The 12891-nt window shown below is 49.3% G+C and carries 12 protein-coding genes; 9 read left to right on the top strand and 3 right to left on the bottom strand.

What is annotated here, in order from left to right; genetic code table 11:
- Positions 1–34 precede the first annotated feature (34 nt).
- The 6 genes from argJ to argH all read left to right on the top strand — a co-directional run bounded on the left by argJ (position 35) and on the right by argH (position 7433).
- Positions 35–1270, top strand: a complete 1236-nt coding sequence (gene argJ, locus BM415_RS18975; RefSeq protein WP_091160729.1) for a bifunctional ornithine acetyltransferase/N-acetylglutamate synthase — start codon at positions 35–37, stop codon at positions 1268–1270.
- Between the two features lie 27 nt (positions 1271–1297).
- A complete protein-coding gene (gene argB, locus BM415_RS18970; RefSeq protein WP_091160727.1) occupies positions 1298–2131 on the top strand; it encodes an acetylglutamate kinase in 834 nt (277 codons plus the stop codon).
- A gap of 104 nt (positions 2132–2235) precedes the next feature.
- Entirely contained in the window at positions 2236–3480 is a 1245-nt protein-coding gene (locus tag BM415_RS18965) for an acetylornithine transaminase (RefSeq protein ID WP_244533604.1), read from the top strand.
- 92 nt (positions 3481–3572) lie between these two features.
- Positions 3573–4517 (top strand): ornithine carbamoyltransferase, encoded by a 945-nt coding sequence (gene argF, locus BM415_RS18960; protein WP_091160724.1) that lies wholly within the window; start codon positions 3573–3575, stop codon positions 4515–4517.
- Between the two features lie 140 nt (positions 4518–4657).
- On the top strand, positions 4658–5890 hold the full coding sequence (locus BM415_RS18955) for an argininosuccinate synthase (RefSeq protein ID WP_091160722.1): 1233 nt from the start codon (positions 4658–4660) through the stop codon (positions 5888–5890).
- A 136-nt stretch (positions 5891–6026) separates the two neighbouring features.
- A complete protein-coding gene (gene argH / locus BM415_RS18950; RefSeq protein ID WP_091160720.1) occupies positions 6027–7433 on the top strand; it encodes an argininosuccinate lyase in 1407 nt (468 codons plus the stop codon).
- Positions 7434–7568: 135 nt separating this feature from the next.
- Here argH and BM415_RS18945 read toward each other — a convergent pair whose 3' ends face one another.
- Positions 7569–8354: an alpha/beta hydrolase gene (locus tag BM415_RS18945; RefSeq protein WP_091160718.1), complete on the bottom strand. Its 786-nt coding sequence runs from the start codon at positions 8352–8354 to the stop codon at positions 7569–7571.
- 574 nt (positions 8355–8928) lie between these two features.
- Between BM415_RS18945 and BM415_RS18940 the strand changes: the two genes are divergently transcribed.
- From BM415_RS18940 to BM415_RS18930, 3 genes are read left to right on the top strand one after another with little or no spacing between them, the layout of a single operon-like run.
- The gene (locus BM415_RS18940) at positions 8929–9582 is read left to right on the top strand and encodes a YhbD family protein (protein WP_091160716.1); all 654 of its coding nucleotides are present in this window, start codon (positions 8929–8931) and stop codon (positions 9580–9582) included.
- Positions 9575–10348 carry a polymer-forming cytoskeletal protein gene (locus tag BM415_RS18935; protein WP_091160715.1) on the top strand — a complete coding sequence of 258 codons (774 nt, stop codon included), beginning with the start codon at positions 9575–9577 and terminating at the stop codon, positions 10346–10348. Before BM415_RS18940 ends, BM415_RS18935 begins: the two co-directional genes overlap by 8 nt.
- Before the next feature lie 15 nt (positions 10349–10363).
- Positions 10364–11107, top strand: a complete 744-nt coding sequence (locus BM415_RS18930) for a hypothetical protein (RefSeq protein ID WP_139237023.1) — start codon at positions 10364–10366, stop codon at positions 11105–11107.
- A 186-nt stretch (positions 11108–11293) separates the two neighbouring features.
- Here the strand turns inward: BM415_RS18930 and BM415_RS18925 are convergent, their stop codons facing one another.
- Both BM415_RS18925 and BM415_RS18920 read right to left on the bottom strand, forming a co-directional pair.
- On the bottom strand, positions 11294–11989 hold the full coding sequence (locus tag BM415_RS18925) for a VanW family protein (protein WP_091160712.1): 696 nt from the start codon (positions 11987–11989) through the stop codon (positions 11294–11296).
- Positions 11979–12761 (bottom strand): VanW family protein, encoded by a 783-nt coding sequence (locus BM415_RS18920; RefSeq protein WP_091160709.1) that lies wholly within the window; start codon positions 12759–12761, stop codon positions 11979–11981. The genes BM415_RS18925 and BM415_RS18920 overlap by 11 nt, the downstream gene beginning before the upstream one ends.
- Positions 12762–12891: the final 130 nt, after the last annotated feature.

Below are 12891 nucleotides of genomic sequence, written 5' to 3'. Positions count from 1 at the left end.
TTCATATTAACTAGGATAGGATGGGGAAGAAATCATGGGACAGGTTGCAATTCAGGCTTTTAGCATCGTGGACAACGGAACGATCGTATCGCCATTAGGCTTCAGCGCAGGAGGTTTGCATTGTGGACTCAAGAAGACGGATCGCAACGACCTTGGCGCCATTAAATGTGATGTAATCGCGAATGCTGCTGCCGTGTATACAACAAATGCATTCCAGGCGGCACCGCTTCAAGTGACAAGAGACAGTCTGAAGAACGGCAAGCTTCAAGCCATTATCGTGAACAGCGGTAATGCGAACGCCGTGACTGGCAAGCAGGGAGAAGAAGATGCTTATGCGATGAGAGCAGCCGCTGCGCGTGAGCTGGGTGTGGCCGAAGTGGATGTAGCTGTTGCTTCAACTGGCGTCATTGGCGAACTGCTCAAGATGGATTGTGTGCATGCCGGAATTAAGGCGATGCCTGCGAAGATGGGCAAGGGCGCTGAGGTAGCGGGTGAGTTCTCTCAAGCGATTTTGACAACCGATCTTGTGAAAAAAGAAATCTGTGTCACGACACAGGTGGATGGCAAACAAGTAACGATTGCGGGAGCAGCAAAGGGCTCGGGGATGATTCATCCCAATATGGCGACGATGCTTGCTTTTGTAACCTGTGATGCAGCGATCGAACAGCAGGCATTGCAAGGGCTGCTGGGTCAATCGACAGATGCGACCTTCAATATGATCACAGTGGATGGCGACACTAGCACGAACGATATGCTGGTTGCGATGTCCAGCGGGCTGGCAGGCAACGATACACTGACACCGCAGCATAAAGACTGGGAGACTTTTGCGGAAGCTTTCAGCTATGTATGCGAGGTGCTGGCCAAGGCGATTGCAAGAGACGGGGAAGGTGCAACGAAGCTGGTTGAAGTAAACATTCAAGGAGCTGGCACCGATGATTCCGCCAGAGCGATCGCGAAGACCGTCATTGGTTCCAGTCTGGTCAAGACGGCCATGTTTGGCGCAGATGCCAACTGGGGACGGATCATTGCTGCAGTGGGTCGTGCAGGCGTGCCGGTGAATCCGGAGCAGGTTGATGTGAAGCTGGGAGATCTATTGGTGCTGCAAGGCTCTCGCCCTGTTGCTTTCAGTGAAGATGAAGCGCTTGTCTATCTTCAAGGCGATACAGTTCAGATCTTTGTTGATCTTCATGGCGGCGCGGGCAAGGCTACTGCCTGGGGCTGTGATCTGACCTATGACTATGTACGGATTAATGCTGCATATCGGACGTAAGGATACTTGGGAAAGGGGAGAGGAGAAATGACACAGGCAAGTGCAGAAGTGCAGAAGAGCGCGAGCGAGAAGACGGCAGGGGCCTTTGTAATGAAATGCGGGGGCAGTACACTTGCAGCGCTGCCGGCTTCTTTTTTCGAGGATTTGCGTGATCTTCAGGCCGAAGGCGCAGCGCCAGTTATCGTTCATGGCGGCGGTCCGGCGATTTCAGACAATTTGGAGAAGCTCGGAATTGAAACTGAATTTGTGAATGGACTGCGCAAGACGACAGAGGCAGTGCTGGATGTCGTGGAAATGGTGCTGGCAGGCAGCATCAACAAACAGATCGTGCGTCTTATTCAGGGGACTGGAGCAAGGGCACTCGGGCTGTCCGGCGTAGATGGCGGTCTCATACAGGCGAAGCCGGTCAACAATAGCGCTGAGGTTGGTCATGTAGGAGATGTCACCCAAGTAGAGGCTTCTATTATAGAAGGAATCGTTAACCTGGGGTATATGCCAGTAATCGCGCCTGTAGGCGTAGATGCTGCGGGACAGCGCTATAATATCAACGCAGACACAGCGGCTGGCGCTGTCGCTTCCCATCTGGGTGTAGACCGCATGATTGTCGTTACCGATGTACCCGGTATTATGAAGAGCGTTGACGGAGTGAAGAAGGTGCTTCCTTCGGTAACGGTGCAGCAGATTGAAGACATGATCCAGAGCGGCGAAATATACGGTGGAATGATTCCGAAAGTGAGAGCCGCCATTAAATGTATTCAAGGCAAAGTGAAAGAGGTTGTCATTGTGGACGGCAGCGAGCCGAAGATCTTGAGCCGGGTGCTTAAAGGAGAAGTTATTGGAACAAGAATCGTTCGGATGTAACAGTAACAGCCAGGGTGAACGAAATAAATAATAGCTCGCAAGAATAGCAGTGTATAATTTTCAAAAAAAGGCGCATGCGCCAAAATCGGATGGGAGTGTAGATGATGACCGTTACAAATCAATCACAGCAGATACAAGCGGGGACACCTGACACGCAAGTGACGAATGAGGCGGGGAGCTCGCTTTTTCCAACCTATGCACGGTATCCGCTCAGCCTGGTCAAGGGCAAGGGCAGCTACCTGTGGGATGACAAGGGCAATAAATATTTGGACTTCATGAGCGGTCTCGCTGTCACCAATCTGGGGCATGCGCCAGATAAGATCATAGATAAAGTGAAGGAACAGCTGGATGAGCTGTGGCATGTATCGAATCTGTTTAATATACCTGGACAGGAGCAGGCAGCGAAGCTGCTTACGGCGAATACTTGTGCTGATGCCGTATTCTTCTGCAACAGCGGAGCCGAGGCTAACGAAGCAGCGATTAAGCTGGCACGCAGATATCAGCAAAAGGTGCTTGGCAAAGGCAAGTTTGAAATTATCACCTTCAAGCAATCCTTCCATGGCCGGACATTGGCGACGCTCACTGCTACAGGACAGGATAAAGTGAAGGAGGGCTTCCTTCCACTGCCCGAGGGCTTTGTTCATGTGCCATTGCATGATATCCCTGCACTGGAAGCAGCAATTACACCACATACGGCGGCGATTATGCTAGAGCTGATCCTGGCTGAAGGCGGCATTCATGTCGTCGATCCGAAATTTTTGAGAGAAGTGAAGGCGCTCTGTGAGGAACATGGCTTGCTGCTGATTGTTGATGAGGTACAGACAGGCATGGGCAGAACGGGCAAGCTGTTTGCTCATCAGCATTATGATGTGGAGCCGGATATTTTTACCTCAGCCAAAGGTATTGGCAGTGGATTCCCAGTCGGTGCGATGTTGGGTAAAGGTTATTTACGCGACGCCTTTACGCCGGGAAGTCATGCGACCACGTTCGGCGGTACACCGCTCGCCATGGCAGCAGTCAATGCAACGATAGAGACGATCATTGAAGAAGAGCTGCCTAAACGAGCACAGCAAATGGGAGATTACTTGATCGAATCCTTGCGCAAGGAGCTAGAGGGCATTTCATTTGTAACCGAGGTGCGCGGCAGAGGTCTAATCGTAGGTATTGCTTGTGAGGGACCGGTTGGCGACATTATTGCGGCAGGCCAGGCGAGAGGCTTCCTGTTCGTGAATGCGGGTCCTGACGTGATTCGCTTCCTGCCGAACCTGTACGTGACCACAGAAGAAATTGATACAGCGGTTGCTCTAATCAAGACTTTGATTGAGGAACACATCGCTGCGAATGCATAAATCCTTTTGAGGCCAGCCCTGCAAGGGACGCACTCAGTTGGAGGATAGAAGAAGTTTGAGCATGGAAGATAGATTTGAAGGAGGATGAAGACATGACAATTACACAGCTGAACCTCAAAGGCCGGGATTTTATTGAATTTACGGACTACAGCAAAGAGGAGATTGAATATCTTCTACAGCTTGCCATTGATATCAAGAAGAAGCAAAAAAGCGGTGAAGTCTATCAGCCGCTGAAGGGAAAGACGATCGGACTTATTTTCGAAAAATCATCGACTCGTACGCGCGTATCGTTTGAAGTAGGGATGTTCCAGCTGGGCGGGCATGCGCTATTCTTAAGCAAAAATGACATTCAGATTGGACGCGGCGAGACCATCAGCGACACGGCTCAGGTGCTCTCACGTTACCTGGACGGTATTATGATTCGGACGTTTGCGCACAGCAATGTGACTGAGCTTGCCAAGTATGCAGACATTCCCGTAATAAACGGGCTGAGCGACGATGCCCATCCTTGCCAGGTGCTGGCTGATTTTCAGACGGTGCTGGAGCACAAGGGACAGCTGAAAGGTCTCAAGATGGCGTATGTAGGCGACGGCAACAACATGGCTCATTCCCTGATGCTCGGTGCTGCCAAGCTAGGCGTACATGTATCAGTGGCGAGTCCTGAAGGATATGAGCCGAATCCAGCGATCGTGGAGCAGGCGAAGAGCATTGCGCAAGAGACAGGTTCCCAGGTTGTGGTGACCCGCAGTCCAGAGGAAGCCGTTAAAGATGCGGACATTATCTATACGGATGTGTGGGCAAGCATGGGCTTTGAGGAAGAGCAGCAGGCCCGCGAAGCTGCCTTTGCAGATTATCAGGTTAATGAAGAGCTCGTTAAAGGGGCGAAAAAGGACTACATCTTCCTGCACTGCCTTCCAGCGCACCGCGGAGAAGAAGTAAGTGAAGGCGTTATTGACGGACCGAACTCGGCTATTTTTGACCAAGCGGAGAACCGTCTGCATGCCCAAAAAGCACTGATGGCTGCACTGATGGGATAATGAAATCAAGTCACTTTGATCTATATATACCCTTGATTTAAGCAGCAAAAGGTTTATGAAATTGATTCGTTGATGTTAAAATAAATTGAAGATTTTGGATTCCATATCGATTATGGTTCAAGCGACTTAAGGAGGACATTATGGCAAAAGAGAAAATTGTACTGGCCTATTCCGGCGGACTGGATACTTCCGTCATTCTAAAATGGCTCAAGGAAACCTATGACGCAGAGATTATCGCCTTCACAGCGGATATTGGACAGAAGGAAGAGCTGGACGGACTAGAGGAAAAAGCGCTCGCAACAGGTGCCTCCAAAGTGTACATCGACGATCTGCGTGATGAGTTCGCAAGCGACTTCATTTACCCAATGTTCCAGGCAGGTGCCTTGTACGAAGGCCAATATCTGCTCGGTACCAGCATCGCGCGTCCGCTAATTGCTAAACGGATGGTCGATATCGCCATTGCCGAAGGCGCGACAGCCATTGCACACGGTGCAACAGGCAAAGGAAACGACCAGGTTCGTTTCGAGCTGAACGCTGCTGCGCTGACACCAGACATCAAGGTGATTGCGCCATGGCGTATGGAAGAATTCCGCAATCAATTCCCGGGACGCGCGGAAATGATCGCTTATGCAGAGCAGCACGGCATTCCGGTAACTGCGTCGGCTGCAAAGCCGTATTCCATGGACCGTAATCTACTGCATATCAGCTATGAGAGCGGAGTGCTTGAGGATCCTTGGTTTGATGCGAGTGCGCCGGAGAATAAGGAAATGTTCCTTCTTAGCAGCTCGCCGGAGGATGCTCCAGATGAAGCAGAATACTTGGATCTTGAGTTTGACAAAGGTAACTGTGTAGCTCTGAACGGTGAGCAGCTTAGTCCGCTTGAAGTGATGGAGAAGCTGAATGTGCTCGGGGGCAAGCATGGAATCGGCCGTGTAGATATGGTAGAGAACCGTTTCGTTGGCATGAAGAGCCGCGGCGTGTATGAGACACCAGGTGGAACAATTCTGTTCACTGCGCATCGCAAGATGGAATCCATCACGATGGACCGTGAAGTCATGAACCTGCGTGACAGCTTGATCACCCGCTACAGCACGCTTGTATACAACGGCTTCTGGTTTGCACCGGAACGTTTGGCGCTGCAGGCGCTCGTGACAGAGAGCCAGAAGAATGTAACAGGAACGGTTCGCGTGAAGCTGTACAAAGGCAATATTATTGCGGCTGGCGTGAAGAGCCCTGTCAGTCTGTACAATCCGGACATCGCCACGATGGAGGCTGATCCTACCCAGGCTTATGACCAAGGAGATGCAACGGGCTTCATCCGCCTGAATGCGCTTCGTCTTAAGGTCGGATCTGGTGTAGCACAGAACCAGTAATGAAGCGCTCTAGTAGTATAGTGGCATGATTATAGATGAAGCAGCTGTAAGCTGGTAAGGAAGCTAAGGCCGTTCCTTGAAGAGATCTCAGGAGCGGCCTTTATCCATGAGATGTGAAAGGGAGGAAAGCACAGACATGAGTAAATTATGGGGCGGGCGTTTCACAAAACAGACGAATCATTTGGTTGAGGAATATACAGCATCGATCAATTTTGACAAGGCACTCGCAGAGGAAGATATTCAAGGTAGTCTGGCACATGTGACGATGCTGGGCAAATGCGGGATTTTGCCACAGGATGATGTGGAGAAGATCAAAGAAGGGCTCCACACGGTCCTCGGCAAAATTCGTGAAGGCAAGATTGAGTTCTCTGTCTCGGATGAAGATATTCATATGAATATCGAGAAGAATCTGATTGAGGAGATCGGATCGGTGGGCGGCAAGCTTCACACGGGACGCAGCCGGAATGATCAGGTAGCGACAGACATGCATCTCTACTTGCGGTCTCGCGTTATTGAGATTGTCGGTATGCTGCATGCCCTGCAGGAAGCGTTGATCGGACAAGCCAAAGAGAATCTGGATACGATTATTCCGGGCTATACCCATTTGCAAAGAGCGCAGCCGATTCTATTCGCCCACCATTTGATGGCGTATGTGTCCATGTTCCAGCGGGATGCGGAGCGTCTGATCGACAGCTACAAACGGATTAATATGCTTCCCCTGGGCGCAGGCGCACTGGCAGGCACAACCTTTCCGATTGACCGTCATTTTGTAGCCGAGCAGCTTCAGTTTGATCGCATATATGAGAACAGCCTTGATGCGGTAAGCGACCGTGATTTTATCGTTGAATTCCTGGCCGATGCTTCCCTTATTATGATGCACCTGTCTCGTCTGAGTGAGGAGCTGGTACTATGGAGCAGTACGGAGTTCAGTTTTGTTGAGCTGGACGATGCGTTCTGCACAGGCAGCAGCATTATGCCGCAGAAGAAAAACCCGGATGTGCCGGAGCTTGTCCGCGGGAAGACAGGACGTGTGTACGGTAACCTGATGGGTCTGCTCACCGTGCTTAAATCCCTGCCGCTTGCGTACAACAAAGACATGCAGGAAGACAAGGAAGGCATGTTTGATACCGTGGCAACACTGGAAGGTGCACTGCAGCTGTTTGCGCCAATGATCGCTACGATGAAGGTGAACAAAGGACGCATGCGTGAAGCCGTGAACCAAGACTTCTCCAATGCGACCGATATTGCAGACTTCCTCGTAGGCAAAGGCCTGCCTTTCCGCCAGGCGCATGAAGTTATCGGTAAGACGGTGCTGTACTGTATCCAGAACGGAAAATACCTGCTTGATCTATCCCTTGATGAGTTCAAGCAGTTCTCCGAGCTGTTCGATGATCAGATCTATGCAGTGCTTCAGCCGGAAGCGGTCGTCAATGCGCGTAATGTATATGGAGGTACGGCTTCAGTCCAAGTTGCCGATGCGATTCGCCGGAGCGAAGCGATGCTGGGTCTGACGACACATTGGCTCAAAGAGCATACAGAGTGAATCAATTACAACTTGGCTCTATTGATAAGTTGAATTTGTTTCTGAGTAAGTAATCGTTTTATATATAAAAAGGGATTGCCAAGAGGAGGCGAATGCTGCCGTCCTCAAGGCAATCCCTTTTTTAAACACAGTCTGTTATTTTTGCAAAGGAAGCCAGTTCAGAACATCCTGAATGCGTGCATCCCAGTATCCCCACTCATGCTCTCCCGGACCTTCGGTATAGGTGAAGTCAAGACGGGTTTGTTCAGCCGCCGAACGGAAGCTGAGATTATCCTCATAGAGAAAGTCCTCGGTTCCGCAGCATTGGAACAGCTTAGGCTTAGGACCTGGCTGCTGATCGCATTCCTTAAGCAGAAGCAGCAGATCATTCTCCGTGCCCTCAATCTTATCCCCGAATATCCGCTTGAATTCCACGCTGCGCGCTTCTTCGTGAACTTTAAGCTTGTCATAATGGGCCGCCATATCGACAGCACCGGAGAGACTTGCTGCCGCAGCATATTCCTCTGGTCTGGACAGCGCAATCTTCATTGCACCATATCCACCCATGGAGAGCCCGGCAACGAAGTTGTCCTCACGTGCGGAAGACAACGGGAAGAAGGATCTGGCCAGCTTCGGAACCTCTTCCGTTATGTACGTGTAATACTTGCTCCCTTCAGCCATATCGGTGTAGAAGCTGCGGTAACCATTCGGCATAACCACCGCGATTCCCATAGCAGAAGCGTAGCGTTCAATGGAAGTCCGGCGCAGCCAGATCGAGTCATCATCGGAGAGACCATGCAGCAAATAGAGTGTCGGATAGGGCCCGTGTCCCTGCTTCGTATCCACTCCAATCTGAGAGAAAGTCTGCTGGGGAAGGATGACGTGCATCGTTGTATTCAGTCCTAATACTTCGGAATAAAAGTGACATTGCATAAAGGCCATGTAGAGGAACTCCCTTCAAATAGAGTTGAAATATAGTCACTTTTTATTATATAGCATATGCGAATAAAAAGCGGTTTCATTTTCAACGGAGTGTATCATCTTAAGCAGTGTCGATACCTTGAATGGTGGCAAACGTATGAGTATGTTCAAAAAGGTGCTTCATCTCGGCCCGGAGGCTACGTGAGCGCTGAACGAGAAGTTATCAACAGAGACCACAATGTTGATAACTTTCTATAGAAACTTTAATTTTGGAGACTTATACGTATTTCAGGATAAATTATATCGTTTTCATGTGCATAACATTGTGTTATACACAGGCTGCTAGAAATAACGACAATTTTTTCGCTTTTATGCACATATCTATTCACATTACTCACAGACAAGTAGAGAGACCGCCCATTCTCTACGCAAAAATGTGGATAGAATTAAAGTATATGCATGTTGTTCACGGGGATCCGACACTTAGAATACCTATCCCGCAGGCATCCTAACCACATTAGGGACAATGTACTGCTCTATTTTATTTACAGCGTAACAATGTTATGTTACATTGTGTTCAGGAGGTTGGTTTCACATGCAGGAGGACTTGATATCAAAGAAAGATCTGCTGGAGATCACCGGTATTTCTTACGGACAGTTATACCGATGGAAGCGGAAGAACTTAATTCCGGAGGATTGGTTTATTCGCAGATCTTCCTTTACAGGGCAAGAGACGTTTTTCCCCAGGGAGAGCATCTTATCACGAATTCACAAAATAAAAAACATGAAAGATGATCTATCTCTGGATGAACTCGCAGATATGTTTTCTCCTTCAGTCAGTACACTTCTTCTGACACAAGAAGAAATCATGCATCGACAGCTGGTTACACCGATTACCATGCAATTGTATATAGACCAAGCGGAGCTGCATGAGACAGAGCAGCTGGAGTTCGAGCAGCTCCTGTGCCTCTACGTTCTGGATCAGGCATTGTCCAGCGGACAAATGACCAGGGATGAGGGGGTGCTTCTCCTTCGCACTTTTCATAGTGAATACAAGAAGTTCGAGGATAAGGGATGTGATATCATTCTGATCCGCAAAATGGGCGTACCCATCCTTATGATGGTCAGTGCGGGAAGCGGGATTTATTACGATATGGGCGTAAAGGAAGCACTGAGATTACCGATTGCAGTCTATATAGAACAGCTAAAGGTACATTTAAATCGATCTGGAGGTTATCGCTATGAGTGAAGCAGAAAGACGGAATCGGAGTATTGCCGGTATCGGCACCTCTTCAGGGGGGATATACCAGCATGTTAGAGCGGATGGTCTTGCCAAATTTACCAGTGATATCGACTGTATCAGCTATGAAGCGAATGGTACCGTGAGTCTGAATGGCGCTCTGAAATGTAATCGTTATGTGGTGAATGGGATATCTAAGGTCGATGGTGATGTCTCGGCAGAGGAAATCATCGTTAACGGAACAAGTAAAGCGAAAGGGAATGTGAGAGCTAACCGTACTAGAGTGGATGGCGTGTTCTCTATTAGAGGACAGCTGGAGACGGAGTCTCTTGCTGTTAACGGCAGAGCTAGCTTAGGAGGCAAACTCATTGCAAGCAGCGTAGAGGTGGCAGGAACCCTATCAGCAGACCAGGATGTGGAATGCGAGAAATTTGAGGTGCAGGGCGGCTTCAAGATCCATGGGCTGCTGAACGCAGGCGATGTTGATATTATGCTGCATCTGGGCTGTGAAGCTGAGGATATTGGCGGAGAGCGCATTCATGTGCGCCGCGATCGCAAGGTGAAGCTTCTCGATGGATTTGTGCCAGGACTTGCGCCTAAGCTGAAGGCTAAGCTCATTGAAGGAGACGACATCTACTTGGAGCAGACCTATGCTCAAACGGTGAGGGGAAACCGGGTGGTTATTGGCCCGGGCTGCCAGATCGGTCTTGTTGAATATAAAGAGTCCTATCATCAGGATGAGGATACGGTTGTCGATCGATACATTCAAACTTAAAGGGGTGAAATAGATGTGATTCCAGTTAACCATGAGCTTAATAGCGATAGGAAAAGCGACGTTAGAATGATTGGCGAAGGCAGCTCATCTGGAGGTGCATTCCGAAAAATACGTATCATGGGTCAAGGCCGACTTGATGGAGAGGCGAGCTGCCAGACGTTTCGCTGTACAGGGGATTCCTCCATACTAGGACAATTAAGTGCTTCCTCATTTAAACTGTTGGGAAATATGCACATAGAGGGCGGTTTATCCGGTGATTCTGCATCCACGCTGGGGGAGCTTCGTGTAGATGGAACATTGCAGGTTCGCCTCATGAAGCTGATCGGGGCAATGAGAGTAGGGCAGCATCTTCGCGGTGAGAAGCTAAAATGCACAGGACAGCTGGAGATTCAAGGGGACAGCACTGCCGAACAAATACGCATTCGCGGGGTGATTATGGCAGGAGGGGCCGTGAACGCGGAGCATATCCGAATTAAATTAAATGGACCCAGTCATGCAAGGGAATTATGCGGGGCACAGATTGATGTTCAGCAAGCGTTCTTGTTCTGGTTTCCGAGCTTCCGCAGCAGAAGGATCAGCAGAACCCTGACGGTTGACCTGATAGAGGGTGATAACATTAGGCTTGAGCATGTGGAGGCCAAGGTTGTGCGGGGCCGGCGGGTCACGATTGGGCCTGGCTGCCAGATCGGACTGGTTGAATACACGGAGAAATACAAGGAGCATCATACCGCGAAGGTTGGAGAAAGTGTGCGTCAGTAATGTACGCGCTAGTAATAAGTGAGAGAACTCTAGCCCGGCGAGAAGTGTTCGCCACTATTGGTATGAGGCAGCTCTTTCTGGAGCTAAAATGTTAAACTCATGAACCTGCATCATACAGGCCCATGAGTTTGTTTGTTTTTTAGGATGCAGCTCGGCAGAAGCTCCTGTGGCTCGCATCAATAAATATCAGTTTCCGTTGGTTTCTTGTGTGCGTACGCCGTCCTCCACTGGAGGGGCAGGGTCAGATGGAGTATGTTCTGAGCGGTCTTCTTTTTCAGAGGAATGGTTGTCTGAATTTACAGCAATAAGACGCGCTTGTGGGCGATAGGTGTCCTTGGCGATCGAAGTGCGGGAGACGATTTCTCCGTTTATTCTCTTGATCTGATATGATTCCACAATATATCCAGGTGCCCCTTCTTGGACGATGGCTTGAGTATTTACCGGCAAAGAGGAGTCATTCGTATACTCTGTCGGTGCAGGGAGTGTTTCAAGGAGAAGGGTTTCGAGCTCATAACTTACATTCTCTGGCATGGTCCCAAAAAACTTTACAACCAGTTCGTGATCCCTGACTTCTGCTTTGATTAATAGAGATTTGCCCGTCGTATTCTTGAATCTGAAATTGATATAGTCCGTCGCGAACGTAGCATCGAGGCCTTTCGGCATATAGCTCACCGGCAGCGAATGATTTCTTCGCTCCACAATTTGCAGCCCTGTCCTCAGTGCCGCGTTATAGAGGGTGCTTGAGACCTGGCAGATTCCTCCGCCGATTCCTGGCACAAGCTCTCCGCCTACAATGACAGGTGCTTCCTTGAAGCCGCTGTGTTGCTCTGCCATTTTGACGATTTGTCCGTAGTTCAGCTCATCTCCTGGCTTAAGTATCATACCATCCACCGCATTGGCGGCGGCGGTTACGTTGTGTTCTTCCTTCTCCACTAGTCCCTAGCGGGGTAGAGACTTGAATGATTTTTCGATGAATTCCCGAACGTCTAAGAGAGTCAATCGTCACCGAGGGGTTCATCACTTGAAGAGGAAGGTCGATAACAATAGTAGGTCTGGGCTCTATCGGATTCATAAGCATTGAAAAATCGGCGGGAACAGCATCCTTTAAACGCCGGGTCATCTCTGCCCAGTTAAGCCTGCTCGCGCTGTGCTCAGGTATAAACTCAATTTCATCCATCTCCGTAATATGGATCTTAGCAGGAATAATGTCACCAAACTCAGATTGTTCCCAAGCGGGAGATAAATACCTTTGCAATTCAGTACGATCATAGCTGTAGGAGATGCTCCAGTCTTTTTGGAAACGGAGACGGCCAAGCAGCCTTTGAATCATGTTTCCTTCGGACAGACCCGCTGCTGCCTGTTTAAACTCGTTTGCGCTATACCTCACTCCGGCATGATGCAGTGTCAGCTTAGGGGTGGATATTGTACGATTGCCTGCCTTTAGATGTAGAGGGAGGTCTTCCAGTGCTTGAAGCTTCTGATCAAGATCTTTAATTACGGAATGAATATCTTGGCCGCCGACAGCTAAGCCGGAGATGGTTATCTTCGAGGGGAGCTTCGTTTGATGAGTGTACATATAAATCCACACCAAAAGGGTGGTGAAAAAGAGAGTAAATAACACGGAAATGATGGCGAAAGTGTGAATTTTTTTCATGGGTAACTCCTTTCCTGCTTCTTGTTTCCCCGGATTAGAAACACTTTACATGTATATGTTCTGGGAGTGGAAATCTTTCGGCTACTCAAAAGGTAACAAATTTGTTACAATGGGAAACATCTTGATGAAA

It is taken from the genome of Paenibacillus sp. 453mf (assembly GCF_900116105.1).
Lineage (GTDB): Bacteria > Bacillota > Bacilli > Paenibacillales > Paenibacillaceae > Paenibacillus > Paenibacillus provencensis.
The sequence above is the reverse complement of the archived record's forward strand: the minus strand, read 5'-3'. Positions and strand labels throughout refer to the sequence as shown.

Bases quoted from the DNA above. Each gene is read 5' to 3' on its own strand.
- BM415_RS18955 (WP_091160722.1), top strand. From the start codon at position 4,658: ATGGCAAAAGAGAAAATTGTACTGGCCTATTCCGGCGGACTGGATACT.
- BM415_RS18925 (WP_091160712.1), bottom strand. From the start codon at position 11,989: ATGATACTTAAGCCAGGAGATGAGCTGAACTACGGACAAATCGTCAAA.
- argH (WP_091160720.1), top strand. From the start codon at position 6,027: ATGAGTAAATTATGGGGCGGGCGTTTCACAAAACAGACGAATCATTTG.
- argF (WP_091160724.1), top strand. From the start codon at position 3,573: ATGACAATTACACAGCTGAACCTCAAAGGCCGGGATTTTATTGAATTT.
- BM415_RS18935 (WP_091160715.1), top strand. From the start codon at position 9,575: ATGAGTGAAGCAGAAAGACGGAATCGGAGTATTGCCGGTATCGGCACC.
- BM415_RS18940 (WP_091160716.1), top strand. From the start codon at position 8,929: ATGCAGGAGGACTTGATATCAAAGAAAGATCTGCTGGAGATCACCGGT.
- argJ (WP_091160729.1), top strand. From the start codon at position 35: ATGGGACAGGTTGCAATTCAGGCTTTTAGCATCGTGGACAACGGAACG.
- BM415_RS18945 (WP_091160718.1), bottom strand. From the start codon at position 8,354: ATGGCCTTTATGCAATGTCACTTTTATTCCGAAGTATTAGGACTGAAT.
- argB (WP_091160727.1), top strand. From the start codon at position 1,298: ATGACACAGGCAAGTGCAGAAGTGCAGAAGAGCGCGAGCGAGAAGACG.
- BM415_RS18920 (WP_091160709.1), bottom strand. From the start codon at position 12,761: ATGAAAAAAATTCACACTTTCGCCATCATTTCCGTGTTATTTACTCTC.
- BM415_RS18965 (WP_244533604.1), top strand. From the start codon at position 2,236: ATGACCGTTACAAATCAATCACAGCAGATACAAGCGGGGACACCTGAC.